Annotated in this window: 23 protein-coding genes; 11 read left to right on the forward strand and 12 right to left on the reverse strand. The window is 58.9% G+C overall.

Annotated features, from left to right (window positions below):
- Window positions 1-24: 24 nt before the first annotated feature.
- From pcaC to GOV80_RS05620, 5 genes are read left to right on the forward strand one after another with little or no spacing between them, the layout of a single operon-like run.
- On the forward strand, window positions 25-405 hold the full coding sequence (gene pcaC, locus GOV80_RS05600; RefSeq protein ID WP_419555617.1) for a 4-carboxymuconolactone decarboxylase: 381 nt from the start codon (window positions 25-27) through the stop codon (window positions 403-405).
- The gene (gene pcaH / locus GOV80_RS05605; protein ID WP_170783187.1) at window positions 402-1,118 is read left to right on the forward strand and encodes a protocatechuate 3,4-dioxygenase subunit beta; all 717 of its coding nucleotides are present in this window, start codon (window positions 402-404) and stop codon (window positions 1,116-1,118) included. Before pcaC ends, pcaH begins: the two co-directional genes overlap by 4 nt.
- A 2-nt stretch (window positions 1,119-1,120) precedes the next feature.
- Window positions 1,121-1,720 (forward strand): protocatechuate 3,4-dioxygenase subunit alpha, encoded by a 600-nt coding sequence (gene pcaG, locus GOV80_RS05610; RefSeq protein WP_170783188.1) that lies wholly within the window; start codon window positions 1,121-1,123, stop codon window positions 1,718-1,720.
- Window positions 1,713-2,564, forward strand: coding sequence for a 3-oxoadipate:acetyl-CoA acetyltransferase (locus GOV80_RS05615; protein WP_170783189.1), 852 nt, complete (start codon window positions 1,713-1,715; stop codon window positions 2,562-2,564). Before pcaG ends, GOV80_RS05615 begins: the two co-directional genes overlap by 8 nt.
- A 36-nt stretch (window positions 2,565-2,600) precedes the next feature.
- Window positions 2,601-3,662, forward strand: coding sequence for a 3-carboxy-cis,cis-muconate cycloisomerase (locus GOV80_RS05620; RefSeq protein ID WP_170783190.1), 1,062 nt, complete (start codon window positions 2,601-2,603; stop codon window positions 3,660-3,662).
- Window positions 3,663-4,152: 490 nt separating this feature from the next.
- Here GOV80_RS05620 and GOV80_RS05625 read toward each other — a convergent pair whose 3' ends face one another.
- From GOV80_RS05625 to GOV80_RS05640, 4 genes are read right to left on the reverse strand one after another with little or no spacing between them, the layout of a single operon-like run.
- Window positions 4,153-4,938: an arginine deiminase family protein gene (locus GOV80_RS05625; RefSeq protein ID WP_170771697.1), complete on the reverse strand. Its 786-nt coding sequence runs from the start codon at window positions 4,936-4,938 to the stop codon at window positions 4,153-4,155.
- A gap of 3 nt (window positions 4,939-4,941) precedes the next feature.
- A complete protein-coding gene (locus GOV80_RS05630; RefSeq protein ID WP_170783191.1) occupies window positions 4,942-6,546 on the reverse strand; it encodes a 5-guanidino-2-oxopentanoate decarboxylase in 1,605 nt (534 codons plus the stop codon).
- Window positions 6,543-7,727 carry a pyridoxal phosphate-dependent aminotransferase gene (locus GOV80_RS05635; protein ID WP_170783192.1) on the reverse strand — a complete coding sequence of 395 codons (1,185 nt, stop codon included), beginning with the start codon at window positions 7,725-7,727 and terminating at the stop codon, window positions 6,543-6,545. The genes GOV80_RS05630 and GOV80_RS05635 overlap by 4 nt, the downstream gene beginning before the upstream one ends.
- Window positions 7,724-8,380, reverse strand: a complete 657-nt coding sequence (locus tag GOV80_RS05640) for a TetR/AcrR family transcriptional regulator (protein ID WP_174819411.1) — start codon at window positions 8,378-8,380, stop codon at window positions 7,724-7,726. The genes GOV80_RS05635 and GOV80_RS05640 overlap by 4 nt, the downstream gene beginning before the upstream one ends.
- Before the next feature lie 77 nt (window positions 8,381-8,457).
- Here GOV80_RS05640 and GOV80_RS05645 point away from each other — a divergent pair, with 77 nt between their 5' ends.
- Genes GOV80_RS05645 through GOV80_RS05660 form a run of 4 tightly spaced genes read left to right on the forward strand, consistent with a single transcriptional unit; the run spans window position 8,458 to window position 11,600 of the window.
- Window positions 8,458-9,255 (forward strand): ABC transporter ATP-binding protein, encoded by a 798-nt coding sequence (locus tag GOV80_RS05645; protein WP_170783193.1) that lies wholly within the window; start codon window positions 8,458-8,460, stop codon window positions 9,253-9,255.
- Between the two features lie 33 nt (window positions 9,256-9,288).
- The gene (locus GOV80_RS05650) at window positions 9,289-10,053 is read left to right on the forward strand and encodes a transporter substrate-binding domain-containing protein (protein ID WP_170783194.1); all 765 of its coding nucleotides are present in this window, start codon (window positions 9,289-9,291) and stop codon (window positions 10,051-10,053) included.
- A gap of 9 nt (window positions 10,054-10,062) precedes the next feature.
- Window positions 10,063-10,815, forward strand: a complete 753-nt coding sequence (locus GOV80_RS05655; RefSeq protein ID WP_170783195.1) for an ABC transporter permease subunit — start codon at window positions 10,063-10,065, stop codon at window positions 10,813-10,815.
- Window positions 10,812-11,600, forward strand: coding sequence for an ABC transporter permease (locus tag GOV80_RS05660; protein ID WP_170783196.1), 789 nt, complete (start codon window positions 10,812-10,814; stop codon window positions 11,598-11,600). The genes GOV80_RS05655 and GOV80_RS05660 overlap by 4 nt, the downstream gene beginning before the upstream one ends.
- Before the next feature lie 215 nt (window positions 11,601-11,815).
- On the opposite strand, the gene GOV80_RS05665 is transcribed toward GOV80_RS05660, so the two are convergent.
- Genes GOV80_RS05665 through GOV80_RS05700 form a run of 8 tightly spaced genes read right to left on the reverse strand, consistent with a single transcriptional unit; the run spans window position 11,816 to window position 18,922 of the window.
- Window positions 11,816-12,214: a cupin domain-containing protein gene (locus tag GOV80_RS05665; RefSeq protein WP_170783197.1), complete on the reverse strand. Its 399-nt coding sequence runs from the start codon at window positions 12,212-12,214 to the stop codon at window positions 11,816-11,818.
- A gap of 58 nt (window positions 12,215-12,272) precedes the next feature.
- On the reverse strand, window positions 12,273-13,133 hold the full coding sequence (locus GOV80_RS05670; RefSeq protein ID WP_170783198.1) for a phosphoenolpyruvate hydrolase family protein: 861 nt from the start codon (window positions 13,131-13,133) through the stop codon (window positions 12,273-12,275).
- A gap of 1 nt (window position 13,134) precedes the next feature.
- Window positions 13,135-14,343: a Tm-1-like ATP-binding domain-containing protein gene (locus GOV80_RS05675; RefSeq protein ID WP_170783199.1), complete on the reverse strand. Its 1,209-nt coding sequence runs from the start codon at window positions 14,341-14,343 to the stop codon at window positions 13,135-13,137.
- An 11-nt stretch (window positions 14,344-14,354) separates the two neighbouring features.
- Window positions 14,355-15,071: an ABC transporter ATP-binding protein gene (locus GOV80_RS05680; RefSeq protein WP_170783200.1), complete on the reverse strand. Its 717-nt coding sequence runs from the start codon at window positions 15,069-15,071 to the stop codon at window positions 14,355-14,357.
- A complete protein-coding gene (locus GOV80_RS05685; protein WP_170783201.1) occupies window positions 15,061-15,834 on the reverse strand; it encodes an ATP-binding cassette domain-containing protein in 774 nt (257 codons plus the stop codon). The genes GOV80_RS05680 and GOV80_RS05685 overlap by 11 nt, the downstream gene beginning before the upstream one ends.
- Entirely contained in the window at window positions 15,825-17,063 is a 1,239-nt protein-coding gene (locus GOV80_RS05690; protein ID WP_170783202.1) for an ABC transporter substrate-binding protein, read from the reverse strand. The genes GOV80_RS05685 and GOV80_RS05690 overlap by 10 nt, the downstream gene beginning before the upstream one ends.
- Window positions 17,064-17,090: 27 nt before the next feature.
- A complete protein-coding gene (locus GOV80_RS05695) occupies window positions 17,091-18,059 on the reverse strand; it encodes a branched-chain amino acid ABC transporter permease (protein ID WP_170783203.1) in 969 nt (322 codons plus the stop codon).
- Window positions 18,056-18,922 (reverse strand): branched-chain amino acid ABC transporter permease, encoded by an 867-nt coding sequence (locus GOV80_RS05700; protein ID WP_170783204.1) that lies wholly within the window; start codon window positions 18,920-18,922, stop codon window positions 18,056-18,058. Before GOV80_RS05700 ends, GOV80_RS05695 begins: the two co-directional genes overlap by 4 nt.
- A gap of 189 nt (window positions 18,923-19,111) precedes the next feature.
- Here GOV80_RS05700 and GOV80_RS05705 point away from each other — a divergent pair, with 189 nt between their 5' ends.
- Window positions 19,112-19,753, forward strand: a complete 642-nt coding sequence (locus GOV80_RS05705) for a phosphoenolpyruvate hydrolase family protein (protein ID WP_170783205.1) — start codon at window positions 19,112-19,114, stop codon at window positions 19,751-19,753.
- Window positions 19,750-21,474: a phosphoenolpyruvate hydrolase family protein gene (locus GOV80_RS05710; RefSeq protein ID WP_170783206.1), complete on the forward strand. Its 1,725-nt coding sequence runs from the start codon at window positions 19,750-19,752 to the stop codon at window positions 21,472-21,474. Before GOV80_RS05705 ends, GOV80_RS05710 begins: the two co-directional genes overlap by 4 nt.
- Window positions 21,475-21,622: the final 148 nt, after the last annotated feature.

Consider the following 21,622-nt stretch of genomic DNA (forward strand, 5'->3'; position numbering starts at 1 on the left):
ATGACCGACGAAAAGGGGAACGTGATGAAACGCCATGCAACCGGCATGTCCGTGCGACGCAAGGTTCTGGGCGACGCCCATGTGGATCGCGCCGAGGCCCGGAAAACCGCCTTTGACGCGCCGTTTCAGGACATGATCACCGAAACCGCGTGGGGCACGCTGTGGGCGGATGACACGATCACCCCGCGCGAACGATCTATGATTACGCTGGCACTCCTGGCCGCGACGCGGAACTTTGACGAGATCCCCATGCATGTGCGCGCCTGCGCCAATACCGGGGCTTCGAAAGACGATATCCTTCAGGCTTTCCTGCACGCCGCCGTCTATGCAGGCGTTCCCTGCGCCAATCGGGCCATTGCCCTTGCCAAACAAACCTTTTCCGAGATGGAGGACATGGCGGAATGACCCAGCTTTTCCCACGCGACCGGGCCTGGCATCCGCAAGCCTTGGACCCCAACTACAAGACCAGCGTGACGCGGTCTCCGACACAGCCGCTTTTGTCGTTGGAAGGAACCACAAGCGAGCTGTCCGGCCCGACCTTTGGCCATAGTGACATCGACCCGCTGGACAATGACTTGCTGCGCAATTTCGCAACAACCGGTGATCCGGTGGGTGAACGTATACTGCTGCACGGACGGGTGCTGGATGAAAACGCCCGCCCGGTGCCCAATACTCTGGTCGAGATCTGGCAGGCCAATGCAGGCGGGCGGTATCGTCACAAGAAAGATACCTATCTGGCCGCCATCGACCCGAATTTCGGCGGCTGCGGTCGAACGCTGACCGATGATCAGGGTTACTACCGGTTTCGCACTGTCAAACCCGGCGCTTATCCTTGGCGCAACTGGGTCAGCAGTTGGCGACCTGCGCATATTCACGTGTCAGTCTTCGGAACCAGCTTTGCGCAGCGCCTGATCACGCAGCTTTACTTTGAAGGCGACCCGCTGATTGCCAAGTGCCCGATCATCAACACGATCCCCGACCCGCGCGCGATTGACCAACTGGTGGCCGCGCTGGATATCAACGCCTCCGTTCCCTTCGACTGTCTTGCCTATAAATTCGACATCGTGCTGCGCGGGCTGCGGTCGACCTATTTTGAAAACCGGCCCGAGGGGAACTAACCATGGTGCAAAAGCTGGACTATCTCAAGGAAACGCCCTCACAGACCGCGGGGCCCTATGTGCATATCGGGCTGGCCCCCGGAGACGCCGGGTTCGATATCTACCGGCACGAGTTGGGCCGTGACATCGCGGGTCCAGATGCGTCAGGGACGAAGATCACTGTACGCGGTGTGGTGCGCGACGGAACCGGCGCGCCGGTCAAGGATGTACTGATTGAAACATGGCAGGCGGATGCAAATGGCGTTTATCCCAGTCAGGGCTCTGTTGATCCGAGCTTTCGTGGCTGGGGCCGTGTGATTCCGGATTTCGACACGGGCGAATGGGCGTTCGACACGATCAAACCAGGCGCTGTAACCGACCAAACCGGTACAGTGATGGCCCCGCATATCAACTTGTGGCTCGTTGCTCGTGGGATCAATCTGGGCCTCAACACCCGGCTTTATTTCCCCGATGAAATGGCGGCAAATGCGTCGGATCCGGTGCTGAACCTGATTGAGCAGCCCGTGCGCAGGCAAACTCTTATCGCGGAACAGGTGGAAGGCGGCTACCGGTTCGATATTCAATTACAATGCCCTTCAGAAACGGTGTTTTTCGATGTCTGATCCTGTCTCACAAACCCCCTGCATCATCTGTGTGGCGATCACCGGATCGGTGCCCACCAAGGCCGATAACCCGGCCGTTCCCATCAGCGTGCCGGAGCAGATCGAAAGCACGCATGAAGCTTTCGAGGCCGGAGCCTCCATCGCTCATTGCCATGTGCGCGACGCCGAGGGCAAACCCACCTCGGACCCCGACTTGTTCGCAGCGCTGAAGGAGGGGATCGAAACGCACTGCCCCGGCATGATTGTACAGCTTTCAACCGGGGGGCGGTCCGGCGCGGGCAAAGCGCGCGGGGGTATGTTGCCGCTGTCCCCGGATATGGCCTCGCTTTCGGTGGGATCGAACAACTTTCCGACGCGCGTTTATGAAAACCCGCCCGATCTGGTGAACTGGCTGGCCAGCGAGATGGCAACCTACGGCGTCAAACCCGAGATCGAGGCCTTTGACCTTTCGCATATCCTGCAAGCGGCCCGGATGCACCGCGAGGGGCAATTGCCCGATACGCCCTATGTCCAATTTGTCATGGGCGTCCGCAATGCAATGCCCGTGGATCGTGACGTATTCGACTTCTACGTCAAAACCGTGCACCGCCTGTTCGGAGACGTCCCGTGGTGCGCCGCCGGGATCGGGGCTGGGCAGATCAAGCTGAACGAATGGTCCATCGCGGCGGGCGGGCATGTGCGCACCGGGCTGGAGGACAACGTGCGTCTGGATCGCCACACGCTTGCCCCGTCCAATGCAGCGCTGGTGCAGAGAGCCGTCGATCTTTGCCACGCCCACGACCGCCCAGTTGCGAGTGTAGACCAGGCGCGCGCCATTCTGGGCCTGCGCCCGGCTGCGGCCTAACGCTAGGCCGGACGACCCAAGATAAGGACGTAGACTATGACCGATCTGTTCTCGCACCCCTGGTTTTCGGGCCTGTTCGGAGATGCCGAGGCACAAGAGATCTGGTCGGCGGAGCGGTCACTTACCCATATGTTGGCCTTCGAGGCCGCGTATTCGCGCGGCTTGGGCGCAACCGGCAAAATCCCCGCCGACCAAGCAGACGCTGCTGCCGCATGGATTGAACAAGCCGTGCCCGGTATGGATACCTTGCGCGCTGGCACCATGGCGGATGGGCTGCCTGTACCAGCACTGGTTCAGGCCCTTACATCGGATGCAGGACCACTGGCCAAAGCCATTCACACCGGAACAACATCCCAAGACGTGATGGACACGGCCTTAGCGTTGACCTTGCGTGAGACCACGAACCTGTTGCAAGCGCGCCTATCGCAGCTGTCGGACGTGCTGGCCGATCTAAGTGAACAGTTTGGCGGACGCAAAGTCATGGGACGCACGCGAATGCAGGCTGCCCTGCCCGTCCTGGTCGGTCACCGGATCAAAACCTGGCGCGATCCGCTGCGCAGCTATCACCAAAGCCTATCCGACCTGCGCCCGCGCGTGGAATGCGTACAACTGGCCGGACCCGTCGGGGATGGTCAGACCATTGGGCTTGCGCAGCACGATTTTGCGAAGCATATCGCCGATGCCCTTGGGCTGCATGTGGCAGATCAAAGCTGGCACACCACCCGCGACAGACTGGTGGCGTATGCCGATCTGCTGTCGCGCATCTCGGGGTCACTGGGAAAGATGGGGCAGGATGTTTGCCTGATGGCCCAACAAGGTGTGGACGAGATCAGGCTGTCCGGTGGCGGAACATCTTCGGCCATGCCGCACAAACAGAACCCCATTCTGGCTGAGCTGCTGGTAACACTGGCGCGGTTCAACGCCGTACAGGTGTCCGGGATGCACCATGCTATGGTGCATGAACAGGAACGATCCGGCAGCGCGTGGGCATTGGAATGGATGATCCTGCCGACCATGGCCCAGACCACGGCTCGGTCACTTGCTGCGGCCACCACATTGTGCACGCAGATCATTTCAATCGGCGCAACGCCCGACTAACGCTTCAACAAATCCAATGTGGATCTGCTCAATTCGGATGCCCGTTGTGTGACTTCAACTCGGGCAAACTGTTCCGTCAGTTGGCGCGGGCCACGAGCTGATAACCTGGCTTGGCAATGGCTCGAACCTTGGTAATCGGCGCACTATTAATCCAAGTCATGCCCTTCATTCTGATCCAGATCTTTGCAGTCGTCGTCATATGATTCTTGCCCACGATCGCAACCTTTCTACCAAAGCTTCTTTTCTTGGCACGTTTTGGAGAAGGTCCGGCGCGACGGCGGCATCCTCTCACCGAACCTAGGGCGGAACACCGCCGGGCCCGATTCAGATGGCTTGCCGGTTTACCCCCCACCGGAAGATGCCGCAGGGATATGGCCGGTCGGCTTAGACACAAATTCGCAACGCATCTTCTGGGTCGACAGACGTTACTTTAGACGCAAGCCCAATACATATAGGCCAGAGTTTGCGACAGAACTACTTGGCGATACCTCTAGGGAAGCCTTAGAGACAGGCATGACATACCACCGTCCAACTTGGCACAATCGGTGTTGTCTATCTCGACAACTTCATAGCCTGCGCGGTCCAGCATATCGGCCGTTCGAGGGAAGCCCGCGGCCATCAGCACCAGATTGTTGAAACGGATGGCATTGGCAGCGGCTTCTTCTCCTTCGGCGACATGTAACACACGGTAGCCGTCAAAACAGCCTGATGCGTCCAGTCGGTGGGTGGACAAGATGGTCTCGGCATCCATCAGCGAACAATCTGTTTTGAAGTGCAGCACACCTTTGGGCGTGAAGACTTCCCGCAGCTTGTGTCCCCAATCAGAAGTTATCCTTGCCAGTTCAGCGACACCTTCCGCGTCGGTACGATCTGATCGGCCCACCAGAATTTCCCGACCGGTTACAATAATATCACCGCCTTCGATATGACCAGGGCCTTCGATCGCACGTACCGTATCGTAGCAGTCATGAAGGGTCGGAGCCATTTCGGCGACTTCGCCCATGCGCGATGGCGCACCAGGCCGCATCAGAACCACGCCTTGAGGGAGGCAAAGAGCAGTGTCTTCGACAAATTGTGCGTCTGGAAAGGTATCGAGCGGACCAAGCTCGATCACCTCTGCACCCGTGCTCTTTAGGGTAGCCACATATGCCTGATGCGCTGCCAACATCCCATCAAGATCTGGATCGCCGACATCCTCAGCGCGCAGCCCGTTTGCGATTGTGGATGCAGGGCGACGGGTGATGGCGCGTGAAAACTCGAAAGTGGGGTCTGTCATGGGTCAGTCTTTCGTGGGTGCAAGTTTTGCGGCAGTGATTTCGATCATGGACGGTCCTTTCACGGCGACAGCGTCGCGTAACTTTCGCGCAACCACTTGTGGTTCCGCACGAGCTTCAAGATACGGAATGCCAAAAGACTTTGCGGTTGCCGCAAAATCGGGAGGCGTAGGATTACAACCGATCACTGTTACACCGACGTCCCTCATCGACGTTGCAATTTCTCCGTACCCGCTATTGTTCCAAATCACGAAGATGACAGGCAGGTTTTCGTCGACGGCGGCCATGATTTCAGGAAGGGAAAACTGGGCGCCACCATCCCCGACAATACACACCACAGGGGTGGAAGGGGCGGCGATTGCAGCTCCGACCGCCGCAGGAATTCCGTAGCCAAGCGCACCATATCCGGTTGCAGCATTGAACCAGCCACCCGCACGGTCGTGGTCATAGTACAGGTTACCCGCATAAATCGGTTGGGTTGAGTCCCCGATCACAAGCGCATTGGGCACCGCATCGCGGATCGCATTGAGAATATCAACTATTTCGCGATAGTCCGGGCCAATTTCGTCCAACGCAGCGGTGCGTGCAAGCTTGGCCCGCATTTCACCTTCGCCCTTTTTTGCCGTTTTTGGCAATGACGCGGCCAGCACAGGTGCGACCAGTTCGACATCTCCGTGAATCGCAACCTTGGCTGTATGGCGGGCCAGTTGATCACGGCATCGGTCCACCCGGATCAGACCGTGCATCTCTGCCATCTGGCCGGTTGCATACATGTCGAAATCGGTGGGGCCAAGTTCGGTTCCCAATGCCAGCACGCAATCTGCGTCTTCAATCAAGTTGCGCACGGCCGGCAAGCTGGGGCTGGCAGGCACAGTCAGTGGATGATCATGCATGAGGCCTCGGGCGTTGACGGTTTGCACAACCGGCGCGTCAAGCGCTTCGGCCAACGCTTGCAAAGCACCCTCTGCGCGCTTTGCACCACCACCGGCGACAATTACGACGCGCCCAGCCTCGGCCAGTCGGCTTGCAGCCTCACTGATCAGATCAGTACCTGCCTGACACTCGGTGTGGGAAAGGGCAATGGGCGCCGCGACATAGGGATGGGCAGCCACATCCAAGGGAACCTCGATATGCACGGGCCCGGGCCGCTCGGTGGTCAAACGCTGAAAGGCGCGGTCTACGACCGGGTCCAGCTGATCGGCGTCAGAAACCTGTTCAGAAAGCAACGCGACTGTTTGCGCAAGTTTCAGTTGATCGGGCAGCTCGTGCAGATGCCCCATGCCCTTTCCAAGCGATGCCGTCGGGTTAACACCGGACACCACCAACAAGGGCACTGAATCCGACCGTGCCTGGGCCATAGGGGTCAGCGTATTCGTCAAACCCGGCCCGGTTATCACAAAAGCTACGCCCGGCTTACCCGATACACGTGCATAGCCATCCGCCATAAACCCTGCGCCCTGTTCGTGCCGAGGGGTAACATGTCGAATGCCAGATGCCGCAAGACCGCGGTACAGCTCGATGGTATGGACACCCGGAATACCGAACACACAGGCCACCTCTCGGCGCCGAAGCTCTGCGACCAAAGCTTCCCCAACTGTCAGAGCGCTCATGCGACCTCACGCGGTATGTTGTTGGCATGATCAACAATGCGGGTGATGGCGGTGGCGAAATCATCGTCACTGATCGTCAATGCCACACGCACCCAGTTCTTCAGGCTGTCGCCGAAGGCCGAGCCCGGCATGACAGCAACTCCGGCTTGCAACAAGCGCCATGCGTAGGCCTCACCATCAAGACCGGTGTTCGCAACATCAATGAGTGCGAACATCCCAGCCTCGGGACGGTGCACAACAAGTTCAGTGTCGGCCCCCAAGCGATCCGCCAGCAAACTGGCCCGGCGCGCGAACCGTTTGGCCATACCAGAGGCAACCTCTGACCCGTCACGGATCGCCTTCTCGGTCATATCGGCGATGAAGGGCTGATTTCCGAACAGCAAGGTTTCAGAATAAGGCAGCAGTGCCTCGCAGAAGTCGGATGGACCGACACACCAGCCACTGCGGAAGCCGGGCGCAGCGTGTGACTTCGAAATGGATGAAACTCCGATGACGCGATCCGCAAATTCCGTATACGCAAGGGGCGAGACAAATTGTGACCCTTCAAAGACCAGGTCTTCGTAAACCTCGTCCGTTATGATCCACAAATCATGCGCGATTGCCAATTGCCCGATCTCCGCAATTTCTTGCGCAGTCAGGATCGCACCGGTTGGGTTGTGCGGCGTCGTCAGCAAGATCGCACGGCTGCGCGGCGTTATCCGTTTGGCGATGTCTTCAGCCTGAAGGCGAAATCCATGCTCGGGTCGCAAGGGAACGGGCACCATGTCTGCACCTGACGCGCGCACGACACCTTCGTAGGTGGCATACATCGGATCGCCGACCAGAACCTCGTCGCCAGCCTCAGCAACCCCGGCCATAACCGCGAAAAGGGCGGTTTGCGTGCCGGGAAAACAGAGGATGTTTTCAGATTTAAAACTGCGTCCCCGGCGGAGCGAGTATCGCTCGGCCAACGCATCCAACAGGCCCTCTTCTCCACGACCATTGGAATATCCCGTCCGCGCTGCCTGCAGCGAATGTACCGTAGTCTCGATCAGAGAGGCGGGCACAGGAACATCCGGCTCACCTATCGTCATCTCGACGATATCAGCACCTGCTTTGACAAGTTCGCGAGCTTTCAGGTGTACGCTCCATTTGGCGCCACCCAAACCCGCCAACCGAGCTGTTACTGCTGAGGTTCTCATGACTCTGCTGCCTCTTTGTTCAACGTGATACCTAGAATTGCGCCGACCGAGTCTAGGCCGATCTGGGGCAACTGGCCTTCGGCAAACGCATCCGGAAGCGCACCGCCTTCCAGCCAGAGGCCGTCGATCACCGCGTTGCACGCGATCGCCAACTGTTTCGCCTCGAAGGGTTCCACATCGCGCCGGGTTTCCTTGAGCGCAGCGACGATGAGCGCTTCGAGATGGTCTCGGAAGTAGTCATAAGTGCGCTGGTGGACATGTTGCATTTTGGGGTCCGTCTGGACCTTGTTCAGAAATCCGGCCCAAAGGGCGACGACCTTGGGATCGACAATTGGTGGCCGCAAAGACGCATCGACAAAGTTCGACAACCGAGACACCGCCGTCCCTTCCCCGGTATAGGCGGCCGTTTTGACGGTCAGCGTATTCATATGATGCTCGTAGGCCGCGTGCACCAATTCGTCTTTCGAGGTGAAATAGTGTCGGATCAAACCTTGGGTCACGTTTGCACGCGCCGCGATCTCACGCACAGTTGCGCCACGCACCCCCATCTCGGCGATCAGGTCCAGAGTTGCCAATATCAATGCCTCGCGCCGATGCTCAGCGGACTCACGCGTAAATTTTCGGCTATCGTCCTGCACCGCGGGCATATCCATGACATGAAGTTATTATACACTTGCATAATCACGAGATTCGGGGCTTACTGCAAGCTGAAATCAGAAGATGCCTGGATATGGACGCAGCCAAAGCCGCTACACCCGCAAATCATACGACAGAGAATGACGAAGCGATTAAGGTTGAAGACCTGCACAAGTCCTTCGGCCCGCTAGAGGTTTTGAAAGGCGTGTCCTTGACTGCGCATAAAGGCGATGTCGTCGCGATCATCGGGGGGTCGGGCTCTGGCAAGTCGACAATGTTGCGCTGCATCAACTTCCTGGAAACTCCGAGTTCGGGCAAGATCACGATAGGTGGCGAGCAGGTCGAGATGCACGACGATGGCAGCCCGTCCAATCGTCGACAGATCGAGCGTATACGCACCCGGCTGGCGATGGTTTTCCAGCAGTTCAATTTGTGGACCCATCGTACGCTTCTGGAGAACGTGATCGAAGTGCCGGTGCACGTACTCAAGGTTCCCAAAGCTCAGGCCATTGCGCGTGCGCATGAGTTGCTAGAGCGCGTGGGGCTGGGCGACCGGGCCGACACTTACCCTGCATATCTATCCGGCGGACAGCAGCAGCGCGCGGCAATCGCCCGAGCGCTGGCCGTAGATCCTTCGGTCATGTTGTTTGACGAGCCGACCTCGGCGCTGGATCCCGAACTGGTCGGTGAAGTGCTGACCGTGATCCGCGATCTCGCGTCCGAAGGGCGGACGATGCTGCTGGTGACTCATGAGATGAAGTTCGCACGCGAAGTCGCCAATCACGTCGTCTATCTGTATCAAGGCCGAATTGAAGAGCAGGGACCACCTGCCGAGGTTTTCGGTAACCCCAAGTCTGAACGATTAAAGCAGTTTCTAAGTTCGGTCGCATAGTCCAACAAAACAAAGCCAACAGGGAGTAACATAATGAAAATCAGTAAAATATTTGCATCCAGCCTTGCTGCTGCATTTCTTTCAGCTGGCGTCGCCAGTGCCGAAGAGGTCAAGATTGGCATCGCTGCCGAACCCTATCCGCCATTCGCGTCGCTTGACAGCTCCGGCACCTGGGTCGGCTGGGAGATCGACGTGATCAACGCTGTTTGCGCGGCGGCCGAACTTGATTGCGTCATCACTCCGGTTGCGTGGGACGGTATCATCCCGTCGCTGACGGGTCAGCAGATCGACGCCATCATGGCCTCGATGTCGATCACCGAGGAACGTCTGAAAACCATTGATTTCAGCGATCCCTACTACAACACTCCTGCGGTCATCGTCGCAGATAAGTCGATCGATATCGATGCAACTCCGGAATCCTTAGCGGGCAAAGTTGTTGGCGTGCAGGCTTCGACCATCCACCAGGCCTATGCACAAGAATACTTCAAAGATGCGGAACTGCGCGTCTATCAAACTCAGGACGAAGCCAATCAGGACCTGTTTGCGGGCCGGATCGACGCCACACAGGCCGACAGCATCGCAATGGCGGACTTTGTGAATTCCGACGCTGGTGCCTGCTGTGAAATCAAAGGGGCCGTTAAAGATGATCCTGCCATTCTGGGGCGCGGCGTTGGGGCCGGTGTCCGCAAAGGGCAAGATGATCTGCGAGAGGCGTTGAACAAGGGTATCGCTGCCATCCTGGCGGATGGAACACATGAAAAGATCACCTCGAACTACTTCTCCGCCAGCATCTACTAAGCCATTAACGTGACCGGACTACTGGAATCGCTAGGTTTGGCGCAGAGCGCGGAGCTGCTGTCGCTCTCGCCTCCGGGATGGGGCGGCAATCTGCTGCGCGGTTTGTCCAATTCATTGCAAATCGCCTTTGGTGCTTATGCGCTCGGCCTAGTGATCGGACTGTTCGGAGCTTATGGCAAACTATACGGCGGGAAGGTCACACGCGATCTTCTTGCCATTTACACGACCGTTATCCGGGCTGTGCCGGAATTGGTCCTGATCCTGATCCTGTATTATGTAGGGTCGGATATTATTAACAAGATATCCGCAGCCGTAGGTGGCGGACGGGTCGAGATCAACGGAGTGGCCGCTGGCATCTGGGTGCTGGGCGTTGTTCAGGGGGCTTATGCCACCGAAATTCTGCGCGGGGCCATTCAGGCTGTACCGCCCGGCCAGATCGAAGCTGCCAAGTCCTATGGCATGCCAGCCTTCATGACCATGCGCCGCGTAACGATACCAGCGATGATGAGCTTTGCCGTGCCCGGTCTGGCCAATCTATGGCTGATCGCCACCAAGGACACCGCGCTGCTTGCAGTCGTTGGCTTCAACGAACTGACCCTTGAAACCCGACAAGCCGCCAGCAGCACCCGCGCCTATTTTACCTTTTTCTTGTCTGCCGGGTTTCTGTACCTCATGGTCACCCTGTGCTCTGGCGTCATTTTCGGCCGGATTGAAAAATGGGCCCGCCGTGGCCAACCCTCTCTGACAGGGGGTAGTAAATGATCAGTCTTAGATCTCTGATGCAACCGCATCGCGTCGCAATGATGCTGATTTTCGCAGGGATCGTCATCTGGTGTGCCGTCTCGCTGCAATGGGACTGGCTGCCGAAATACGCTCCGCTGGCCTTGCAAGGTATTTGGACGACAATTTGGCTGCTGGTCGTCACGGTCGTACTTGGGTTCTGTCTTGCGGTGCCTCTTGGGTTGGCGCAGGCTGTTGGACCTTGGTATCTTGCTGCCCCGGCCAAAGCGTTTTGCACCATCATTCGCGGCACGCCCTTGCTGCTTCAACTTTGGCTTTTGTACTACGGTCTCGGGTCACTGTTCCCTCAGTTCCCGTGGATACGCTCGTCTGAACTCTGGCCGTATCTGCGGCAGGCCTGGCCCTATGCGGTTTTGGCGTTGACCCTGTCCTATGCAGGCTACGAGGGCGAGGTTATGCGCGGGGCCTTCAAAGGTGTTGCCAAGGGGCAACTAGAGGCCGCCAAGTCGTTCGGCATGCCCAGACTGACGATGTTCCGCCGCATCTGGTTGCCACAAGCAATCCGCAATGTGTTGCCGACTTTGGGCGGCGAAACCATCTTGCAGATGAAGGCGACACCTCTGGTGGCGACCATCACTGTTGTCGACATTTATGCAGTTTCATCGCGGGTGCGTTCGGACACGTTCATCATCTATGAACCACTGCTGTTGCTGGCGGTATTCTACATTCTGGTCGCTGGCCTGATCGCAGTTGCCTTCCACTGGCTGGAGGTCAAGGTGCTTGGGACCGGGCAGGAACAACGCTAGGCTCAGGGCTCACAGTCAACAGACGATCAAAGCGTCGAGGGCAGTTGCTGTGAGGAAAACGTCGTACCGCTTCGCGACAGGTGCCAGCCGCTAACGCAGCCAAACATGATCTCGCATTGTGGGCCTTCACCATCCAGCGTCTGGACCTGCTCACCAAGTCCAGAAGTGATAAGGCTGCACTCTTGTGCAAAAATCCTAGGCGCTTTTTCTGCAATCTAACGCAGACCGTTCCAAGGCACCTTGTCCGCGACATCTTCGATCTCGTACCCCATATCTCCGACACATGGTCCCAGAATTGCCAGAAGAGTCGCTTCGTGATCGCCAATGTTAAACGTGGCGTGGACCACATCCGCGCCAATAAAGACGGAGTCCCCTGGTCCCATCACCCGCTTTTCCTTGCCAAGCCACTGTTCGACCTCACCCGCGACGCAGTAAATAACTTCCTCCTGATCGGGGTGTTTGTGAAAATTGTGGCCGTGGCCCGGAGCCAGGCTGACCTCAATCACCGTAAGCTGTCCGGCGCCTGTAGCGGGCGGACTGCTCATCCACTTCAACTTACCCCAATCGAGCGTTTCCTGCGGTGTATCCGCCGAAAGCATGAATTTTCCGATCATCCCTATTCTCCGATCGTGTTTTGATTGCGCACTAGTTCTGCAAGTTGGTGTTTTGTCGTCATGCGACCCCTTTAGAGCGTTCAACCCCCCGCTGCAGCTTTCCGAATTCTGCAGTCTGAGCTGTAATCGCCCGTTCGGTGGGCAGACGCTCCATCGATGATGCTCCGTAAAAGCCATGACAGTCCGGGCAGAGGTCCAGGAACTTCTGTGCATCCTCGGGTTCTGCTAATGGGCCGCCATGGCAGATAAAGATCAGGTCGTCGCGATAAGCGCGCGCCGCTGCGGCCCATTCGTCGTAAAGCCGTGCGCATTCGGCTATATCCGGTGCGCTGTCCCCGGCCCCGATGGTTCCGCCCGTGGTCAGACCGAAATGTGCGACGATGACATCCGCGCCCGCCTTCGCCATTTCGGCAGCGTTGTCAGCACTGAAAACGTATGGCGTGGTCAGAAGGTTGCGCTCATGGGCCTTGGCGATCATTTCGACCTCCATGTCATAGGACATTCCGGTGGCCTCAAGTTCGCGCCGGAAGCGGCCGTCGATGATGCCCACCGTGGGAAAATTCTGCACACCTGCGAAACCCATTGCCCCCAAATCATCCAGAAACTTGTCCATCAGACAGAATGGGTCGGTGGCGTTTACCCCTGCCAGAACAGGGGTGTCCTTGACGACCGGCAGAACTTCGCGCCCCATATCGACAACGATCTCATTCGCGTTGCCGTAAGACATGTAGCCCGCCAGAGATCCGCGCCCGGCCATGCGGTAGCGACCCGAGTTGTAGATGACGATCAGGTCGATGCCGCCGGCCTCTTCGCATTTGGCGGACAGGCCGGTGCCTGCACCGCCACCTATGATGACTTGGCCAGCGGCTATCTTTGCCCGCAAGCGGCTGAGGATGTCTGCGCGTCCCGTGACTGCCATATCAGGTATCCTTCTTGGTGTAGATTTCTTTGAAATTGGCGATCGCCGCCTCGGCAAAGTCGGGATCGTTGATGTGCATGTCCAACTCGATCAGTTGTCGGTCGGGGGTCTGTGTCACCGTATCGCGCAGCGCCTGAAACAGTGCGTCATTGGCTGCCGGGTCGTGGAAGGCTCCACCTTCGATATCCAGCGCCGAGACGCCCCGCAGGGGCAGCAGGAAGCGCACCGGACCGTCACAAGCGTTCAGCTTGTTGCCGATCCACGCGCCTATCTGTGCGCATTCTTCCGCTGTGGACCGCATCAGCGTGACCTGCGCGTTGTGGTGATAGAAATTGCGCCCTTTGAACTGTGCGGGCACCGTATCGGGTGCCCAGAAATTCGCCATATCCAACGCGCCGCACGAGCCAACATAAGGGAGTTTGCTGCGGGCAATGCTGTCGAGCCGGTCTTCACCTGCACTGAGCATCCCACCCACGATCAGGTCGCAGATTTCGGTGGTGGTGATGTCCAGCACCCCGGCAACGTCACCCTGATCGACCAGTTGCTCCATCGACCGGCCCCCGCTGCCGGTGGCGTGAAAGACAAGGCAATCGTAGTCATCGGCCAGCCCTTCCGTGATGGCCTGCACGGCGGGCGTGGTGACGCCGAACATCGACAGAACCAGCGCGGGGCGATCATCGGTGTTCTCAGGCACGTCGTTCGCCATCATCCCCGCCAGCGCGTGTGCCGCATTGCCCAGCAACCGGCGCGAGACGCGGTTCAGCCCCGATACATCTGTTACAGGGTGGAACATGTTCACATCCGACGCACCAACATAGGCCGAGACGTCACCCGACGCGAGGGTGGAAACCAGCACCTTGGGTACCCCAATCGGCAAAGCCTGCATGGCCGGAGCAATGATCCCCGAGCCGCCCGAGCCGCCCAGCCCGATGATGCCGCCCAGATCGTCGCGGCCCAGGACAAAGGCGGTCAGTGCCCGCGACATCTCGGTCACGGCCTGCCCGCGATCATTCACGAACACCGCCGCCGGCCCGTCGGGATGGCAGGCGGCGACACTGGCAGCAGTCACTTCCATGCCGGTCTCGCCGCCCTTGGTGCCAACGTTGACCAAGACGGTTTCCATCCCCGCTGCGTCGATCAGATCGCGCACGTATCGCAATTCCGGCCCTTTGGTGTCAGCGGTTCCGATCACGTAAGCTCTTTTTGTCATCCTTCCCTCCCTTAGCCCGACTGCCCGGGTTCCAGCCCCAGATGGCGCTTTTGCATCGCCGGATCGTTTTCCAGAGCCTCTGCCGTCATCCGCTCGACCACTTCTCCGCCGACCATGATGGCCACATCCTGCACGGCGGCCAAAGCCGCGTGCATGTTCTGTTCGACCAGCAACACCGCAATGCCTTCGCCTGCGATCAACTCGATCAGATCAATCACGTCCGAGACGATGGCGGGGGCCAGCCCCTCGGTCGGCTCATCCAGCACCATCAGGCGCGGGTTCAGCAGCAGCGCCCGGCCAATCGCCAGCATCTGTTGTTCACCGCCTGACAGCCTGTCGCCCAGATTGCGACGGCGTTCCTTCAGGCGCGGGAATGTCTCATAAACCCGGTCTATCGACCACGCGCCACCCTTGCGTTCGACGATCCGCAGATGTTCTTCGACCGTCAAAGACCGAAATACCCGCCGCCCCTGCGGCACGTAGCCGATCCCCATCTGCGCGCGTTTCTCGGGCGGCAGTCCGGTCATATCGACGCCATCAAAGCGGATTTCCCCCGCCGAATGCGGATGCAGTCCCATGATCGCGTTGCACAGGCTGGTCTTGCCCATGCCGTTGCGCCCCAGAATACCCAGCAGGCGGTCCGACACGTTCAGGCCGACGCCATGCAAGACGTGGCTTGAGCCATAGCGCAGGTCCAGCCCGCGGATTTCCAGCAGATCAGTGGCCATGGGCGCCTCCGATATAGACGCGATGCACATCCTCGTTGCGCATGATGTCGTCGGGCGACCCTTCGGCCAACATCCGCCCGTTATAGAGAACCGAGACACTCTCCGAAGTCTGCAGCGCGATATCCATATCGTGTTCGATCAGCACCACGGTCACATCCTTGGGCAGTGACATCAGCAAGGCGCTCAGCTTGGGCCGCTCGGCTGGCGACAACCCCGCCGCCGGTTCGTCCAGCAGCAAAATCTTCGGGTTTTCGGCCAGCGCGATCCCAATCTCAAGCTGTCGCCGCTGACCGTGGCTCAGTTCCGAGGTCTCGCGGTCCAGCACATCCGCCACGCCTGCGATCTCGGCCAAACGTTCGGACTCGGCAAGCCGTGCGTCAGTGGCGCGCAGGGGCAATACCTGCCGCCAACTGCCCCGCAGCCCGGCCACGGCCAGAAACAGCGTGTCACGCACGGTCAGGCCGTTGAACAGATGGGCGTGCTGGTACGTTCGACGCAGCCCACGTTGAATTCTCTTGTTGATCGGCTCACGGGTTACGCTGTCGCCAAACAGGGTGATCTGGCCGGTCGTGGCACTGGTATCTCCGGTCAGCACGTTGAACAGGCTGGTCTTGCCCGCCCCGTTCGGCCCAAGGATCGCGCGCCGCTCGCCGGGGCGGACGGTCAGGTCGATATCCTGCACCGCCCAGAACCCGCCAAAGCGTTTGCCAATGCCCCGGACCTCCAGGGCATTGGCGGTGTTATGTAAGTGGTTTACGGGCACGAGGGGTTGTCCCGGCTGACCGGACCCGAGGCCAGAAACGCCTCTTCGTCCTGTCCCAGCAGCTGATCCACATCGCGAACAACCTTGACCACGCGGTTGCCAAGCGTGCCATCCTCACGCTCGTAGACCTCTGTGACAAAGTTGTCGATCACGCCATTGCGGTTCTTATCCAGCCGCATGGTGCCGCCGGTGGGGGTGGTGAAAGTCAGATCGTTCAGCGCCGCGCGGAAGGCCGCCTGATTGTCGGACAAGTCGCCATCAACCTCATCCAGCGCCAGCATCGCAGCCTTTGCGCTCATGTAATAGTGATGCGCAAAGATCGAGGGGGCCGAGAAGCCATCGGGGAAGGCTTCGGTGTAGCTGGCGGTAAAGGCTTTCCATTCGTCGCCGTCATAATCACCAACGGTCGGGGTGCCCGCAGGCGCACCCACCAGCAGCTTTTTAAACGGGCCTTTGCTGTCCAGAATGGACTGGTCGATGGTGATCGAGCCGCCGATGATCGGCTTGTCGCCGCCCGCCTGGCTGTATTGCGTCAGGAAGTTGACCGCATCCGCGCCACCCAGCGCCACGAACAGCGCATCAACATCCTGCGGGATCGAATAGACGACCGAGGAGTAATCCTTGTTGCCAATCGGCGTCCAGAACTTCTCGGGCACCTTGCCGCCTGCTTCACAGAACTCGGTCATGAAGCCCAGAACCTGCGTGTAGGGGAAAGAGTAATCCTCGGCGATCACAGCCACGGATTTGTAGCCCATGTCGTTAAAGGCATAGTCGCCCACGCCCACCATCCATTGCGCCCCGTCGCCGCCAAAGCGGTAGAAGTTGTCAGAGCTGTCGCGCAGGGTTGTATCCTGTGCCGCCGACGATCCGTTCAGGAAGGTCACGCCGGGATAGGATTTCGACAGATCGCGCAGGGCCAGACCCTCGGACCCCGACAGCGGGCCAACGATGATATCCACGCCGTCCTGCTCGATCAGTTTGCGGGCTGCGTTCACAGCACTGTCGGGGCTGGCGTCGGACGACATTGTGATGACTTCGATCTTATTGCCGTCGACCTCTCCACCGGTTTCCAGCACCGCCAGTTCCGCACCGCGGATCCCATCCTGACCCAAAGCAGCAAACGCGCCTTCGAGAATTGAGATCACGCCGATCTTGACGTCTTCGGCAGATGCAGGCACCGCCATTGCGCAGAGCGCCAGCGCGGATGCAGCCATTTTGAGCTTATTCATTTTTCAGGTTCCTCCCTATGAGTTTGCTCAGACAGTTGATTTCTTTGGGGCCTCGGGACGGCGCAGCCGCGCCATCCAGTCGCTTGCCAGTTGTTGAAGCCCACCGGGGGCTACGATCACGATGAGCAGCAGCACGACGCCGATCAGTGTGTTGAACCGCTCGCGGTCGATCAGGTCGACGGCAAAGGTGTCCAGCAGGACAAAGACCACCGCACCCACAAACGCCCCGCCCGGATGGCGTAAGCCGCCGATGACCGAGATGATGAGGATGTCGATGATGGGCCCAAGGCCGACTGAAAAGGATGAGATGCGTTCCTGATACCAGACGTTCAGGATGCCCCCTGCTCCGGCCAGCAGGCCCGAGAAGGCAAAAGCCGCAACGATGGGTGTGGTAACGGAAATCCCTAGCGCCAGCACCCGTCCCGGCGCGTCACGCACCGCTTGAATGGTCAGGCCCAGCGGCGAACGGACAAAGCCGCTGACCAGTGCAAGCGCCAGCGCAGCGACGCCCAGAGACAATAAGTACAAGGGCAGCGGATCGCGCAGACTGAGGCCAGCAATCTGCGGCGCGCGGACGCCGGAGAAGCCGGTCCAGCCATTGAAAAGCGCATAGTTCTGGCGGGTGAAGTAGAAGAACGCCACCCCAATCGCCAACGTGATCATGATGGCATAGATCCCCCGCGACCGGCGCGCGATCAGACCAATCAGCCCCCCGGACACCACGGCCAGCGTCAGCGCCAGCGGGATCGAGACCCAGAACGGTAACTGCACGCCGATCCCCACGCTGTTCGGTCCGAAAAAGGCGATGGTATAGCCCGCCATCCCGGCCATTGTGGCCTGCGCAAAGGACACGACGCCCAAATAGGTGGCCAGAAAGCTCAGGCTTAGCGCCATGATGCCCAGGATCAGTGATCGTGTGGCCACCTGCGTCAGCCAAAAGTCGTTCAACACGAAGGGCAGGATCAGCAGTGGGACAAGGGTCAGCGCCTGTTTCATTGCTCGGCCTTTCCCAGCAAGCCCTGCGGCCGCACCGCCAACACCAGCACCATGATCGCAAAGGTAAACACCACGCCGTAGGTGGGTGCGTAGGCTAGACCGTATTGTTCGGCCAGACCGACCAGCAGCGCACCGAGCGCAGCCCCGCCGATCGAGCCCATACCGCCAACGATAACCACCACCAGCGAAGACAGCAGGAATTGCAGGTCCGTGCCCGGCGCAATCGACAGCGCGCTGGCGGCGACGACCCCGGCCATTCCGGCCAACATGCCGCCCAAGGCAAACACAACGACAAAGATGCGGTTGATCGGATAGCCAAGCGCCCGCAGCATGTCCTGATCATCCACGCCCGCGCGGATCACAGCACCAAAACGTGTCCGCTGGATGAGGAACCACAGGCCAATCCCGACCACCAGCGCAAAGCCCATCAGCGCCAGACGAATATTGGCGTACCCAACGCCCAGAACCGGCAGGCGCTGCCCCCCGGCCAAGGCATCCGGCAGCTCTACTTGATAGGTTAGCCCGCCCCAGTACCACAGCATCAGATCGGCCATGATGATTGAAATCGCAATCGAGGCTAGAGTCTGACGCAGCTCATCCCCCTGCATCCAACCCAGAATCCCCGCTTGCACGATGGCACCGGCCAGACCTGCGGCCAAACCACCGCCGATGACACCCAGTCCCCACGACCCGGTAACATCGACAATGCTGTATCCGACATAGCCGCCCAGCAGCAGCAATGCCCCATGAGCCATGTTCACAGTGCGCATCAGCCCGAAGATCAGGCTGAAGCCACTGGCCGCCAAAAAGTAGAGCGCTGCTAGCGTCAACCCGTTCAAGGTGACGATCAGAAATAGTGTCATGGTTCCTCCCGTTGAGGGGCAGCATGGCGCAGAAAACGGGGCAAAAACAGAAACGAGAGGTTTTGGAGATCAATTTTTAAATGTTAGTTTTCAATATGTTATTCCAAATTCTCATTTTTTGTTTTGGGAAATATCAGAAAACGTGAGAAATTACTTCTCAATAAGGGAAATTCTTTCCTAAATAGGTTCATGACAACTCTCACGCTCACCGGTACGCAGTCTACCGCTGCCCCTTCGGATAACCGAATCTATTGCCCTGCTCTGAACGGCCTGACCGCCGTGCAAGCTGATCTGGCATTTGTGATGCCGCGGCTGGATCATAACAGGGCCGTCCGCGAAACCCCCTGTCAGGGCGGTTGGGCCGCACTGCTGGCCAGCGACCCGTTCGGGTCCGAGGCGGCTTTGTTTGCTCAGTTGTATGAGCTGGGCTATCGCGGCATCACCAACTGGCCATCTTCTATCCTGCTGGACGGGTCGTTGAGGCAATCCATGTCGACCATCCCGGCCTCGCCCGAGTTCGAATATGACTTTCTGGCCCGTGCCCAACGGGCCGGGTTCCAAACTTTGGCGTTCTTCCTTTCGCTCGCGCAAGCCCGCGCGGCTCTGAAGGCAGGGCTGGAAAGTCTGGTGCTACATCCCGGACTGCTTGAGGTGGAAACCGCGGAAAGCGGCGCGCTAGTGCTTGGGTCGCTGCAGCGCATCATCGACACGATCCGGGCTGAGGTTCCGCAAGTAGCTATCTATGCCTATACCTCGGACTGGCATGAACGATCGGTCCCCCTTGGTACACTGAACGTGGACGGGCTGGTCCGGCACGAGGCCGCAGCATGAGCGCGCGCGACAAGAACTTTCTGTTCGCCGCCGTGGTCGGGTCTGGCCTGACCGCAAAGGCAGCGGACAAGGCGGGGGCCGATTACCTGCTGGCCCTAAATGCTGGACGGTTTCGGGTTCAAGGGGCATCCTCCCTGACCAGCTTCCTTCCGGTCCGCGCGGCCAATGAGTGGGTAATTGAATTTGCCGAACGCGAAATGCTGGGGCGGTGTACCGCGCCGATCTATGCCGGGTTTTCGGTCAGCGATCCTAATCTCGACATTGCGGAACTGGTGCGGCGCACCAAAGCGCTGGGGTTTTCCGGCATCTGCAACTTCCCGTCGACAACTTTGATCGACGGACGTCTGGGCGCCGCGATCGAGCGGGAAGGCTTGGGGCTGGACCGGGAAATCACAATGGTCAAGAAAGCAACAAATATTGGGTTAGGGGTGTTCGCTTACGTCCAGACTAACGCTCAAGCCCGTAAAATGGTCGACGCCGGGGCGACGGCAATCTGCGTAAATATCGGATTCACAAGCGGTGGCACCGGGGTCAACACACACCTGACGTTAGAGAAAGCTGCCGCCCAAATTGACCGCGTTCTCGAAGGAGTTCCCACCTCGGTGGACAAGCTTTGCCATGGCGGACCCATCACTTCGCCCGAAGAAGCATTGGCGATTACGCGACTTTGCGGTGTGCAGGGTTTCGTGGCCGGCTCGACGCTGGACCGGCTGCCAGTGGAACAAACGTTGAATGAGGTGACAAAGGGGTTCACCGCCATTCCCAGCTTGTCACGGATCGAAACCGGTGCGCCAACCACTGAACATGAACTGGTTGGATCTTCCTACTCCATGCAGTTGATCCGAGAAGAGCTTGATGATCTTGCCTATGAGGATGTCCCGATCCTGTTGATCGGCGAAACGGGAACCGGCAAAAGCCGCGCTGCCCTCAAATTGCACGAGGCAGGGCCCGCAGCGCGGCGTCAGCCCGTTGTTGTGGATTGCCCCGCCTTGGACAACGAAGAAGGCGGTGTGCATCTTTTGGGCAAGGCCCCCGGCGCATTGGGAACGACGGGCACTCAGCGTGGCGCTTTGGAGCTGGCTTCCGGGGGCACGCTCATCTTTGACGAAATTTCCGCCTTACAGCCTGCGTATCAGGGCAAAATACTGAAATTCACCGACGAAAAGACCGTGCAGAGGATTGGGGATCATACACTCAGACGGGCCGAAGCGCGGATCATTTCGACGACCATCCAAGACATCCCTGGCCTGATTGAGATGGGCGCGTTTCGTCAGGATCTTTATTATCGAATCTCCGGTCACGAAATCACCCTGCCGCCCTTGCGCGAGAGGGTGGATGACATCCCTGAACTGGCCATATATCTGGGGCGGCAGTTGAGCGGCGAGCCTCCGAAGTTTTCAAACGCTGCGTTGCGGTTGATGCTCGAACACGATTGGCCCGGGAATGTGCGCGAGCTTCAGCACACGGTACAGCGTGCAATTCGCAAATCCGGAGGGTCCACGATTGACCTCAAGGCTATCGACTTCCTTCGCCAAAAAACGACGGGGATTTCGAAAGCTCCGAGAGAGGAAACTCCGGTTCGGGCCGCGGTATCCGAGCGGGACTGGATTGCCGAGGCCCTAACGCGAAATGGTTTCCGTCGCGCGCAGACCGCCGAAGAATTGGGTATGACCACGCGCACGCTTTACAACAAAATCAAGAAACACGGGCTGCAGGGATAGCTCGGAAGGTTGCTCTGCAACATCCAATTCTTTCATCAAAACGGATCCGAGATCCGTCTGAGTTTTGTCTCCCTAAGTTCAGGCCTCATAGCCAGTGCATGACAATCGCTGCGAGTGCGGTTTTGGACGGAAGAATGCCACTACCTTC

Origin of the sequence: Ruegeria lacuscaerulensis (assembly GCF_013034685.1) — a bacterium.
GTDB classification, from domain to species: domain Bacteria; phylum Pseudomonadota; class Alphaproteobacteria; order Rhodobacterales; family Rhodobacteraceae; genus Ruegeria; species Ruegeria lacuscaerulensis_B.

Coding starts and splice junctions, on each gene's coding strand:
- pcaG (WP_170783188.1), top strand. CDS start 1,121: ATGGTGCAAAAGCTGGACTATCTCAAGGAAACGCCCTCACAGACCGCG.
- GOV80_RS05705 (WP_170783205.1), top strand. CDS start 19,112: ATGACAACTCTCACGCTCACCGGTACGCAGTCTACCGCTGCCCCTTCG.
- GOV80_RS05690 (WP_170783202.1), bottom strand. CDS start 17,063: ATGAATAAGCTCAAAATGGCTGCATCCGCGCTGGCGCTCTGCGCAATG.
- GOV80_RS05710 (WP_170783206.1), top strand. CDS start 19,750: ATGAGCGCGCGCGACAAGAACTTTCTGTTCGCCGCCGTGGTCGGGTCT.
- GOV80_RS05695 (WP_170783203.1), bottom strand. CDS start 18,059: ATGAAACAGGCGCTGACCCTTGTCCCACTGCTGATCCTGCCCTTCGTG.
- GOV80_RS05630 (WP_170783191.1), bottom strand. CDS start 6,546: ATGAGCGCTCTGACAGTTGGGGAAGCTTTGGTCGCAGAGCTTCGGCGC.
- GOV80_RS05615 (WP_170783189.1), top strand. CDS start 1,713: ATGTCTGATCCTGTCTCACAAACCCCCTGCATCATCTGTGTGGCGATC.
- GOV80_RS05660 (WP_170783196.1), top strand. CDS start 10,812: ATGATCAGTCTTAGATCTCTGATGCAACCGCATCGCGTCGCAATGATG.
- GOV80_RS05645 (WP_170783193.1), top strand. CDS start 8,458: ATGGACGCAGCCAAAGCCGCTACACCCGCAAATCATACGACAGAGAAT.
- GOV80_RS05625 (WP_170771697.1), bottom strand. CDS start 4,938: ATGACAGACCCCACTTTCGAGTTTTCACGCGCCATCACCCGTCGCCCT.
- GOV80_RS05640 (WP_174819411.1), bottom strand. CDS start 8,380: ATGGATATGCCCGCGGTGCAGGACGATAGCCGAAAATTTACGCGTGAG.
- pcaC (WP_419555617.1), top strand. CDS start 25: ATGAAACGCCATGCAACCGGCATGTCCGTGCGACGCAAGGTTCTGGGC.
- GOV80_RS05620 (WP_170783190.1), top strand. CDS start 2,601: ATGACCGATCTGTTCTCGCACCCCTGGTTTTCGGGCCTGTTCGGAGAT.
- GOV80_RS05665 (WP_170783197.1), bottom strand. CDS start 12,214: ATGATCGGAAAATTCATGCTTTCGGCGGATACACCGCAGGAAACGCTC.
- GOV80_RS05680 (WP_170783200.1), bottom strand. CDS start 15,071: ATGGCCACTGATCTGCTGGAAATCCGCGGGCTGGACCTGCGCTATGGC.
- GOV80_RS05635 (WP_170783192.1), bottom strand. CDS start 7,727: ATGAGAACCTCAGCAGTAACAGCTCGGTTGGCGGGTTTGGGTGGCGCC.
- GOV80_RS05670 (WP_170783198.1), bottom strand. CDS start 13,133: ATGGCAGTCACGGGACGCGCAGACATCCTCAGCCGCTTGCGGGCAAAG.
- pcaH (WP_170783187.1), top strand. CDS start 402: ATGACCCAGCTTTTCCCACGCGACCGGGCCTGGCATCCGCAAGCCTTG.
- GOV80_RS05650 (WP_170783194.1), top strand. CDS start 9,289: ATGAAAATCAGTAAAATATTTGCATCCAGCCTTGCTGCTGCATTTCTT.
- GOV80_RS05700 (WP_170783204.1), bottom strand. CDS start 18,922: ATGACACTATTTCTGATCGTCACCTTGAACGGGTTGACGCTAGCAGCG.
- GOV80_RS05675 (WP_170783199.1), bottom strand. CDS start 14,343: ATGACAAAAAGAGCTTACGTGATCGGAACCGCTGACACCAAAGGGCCG.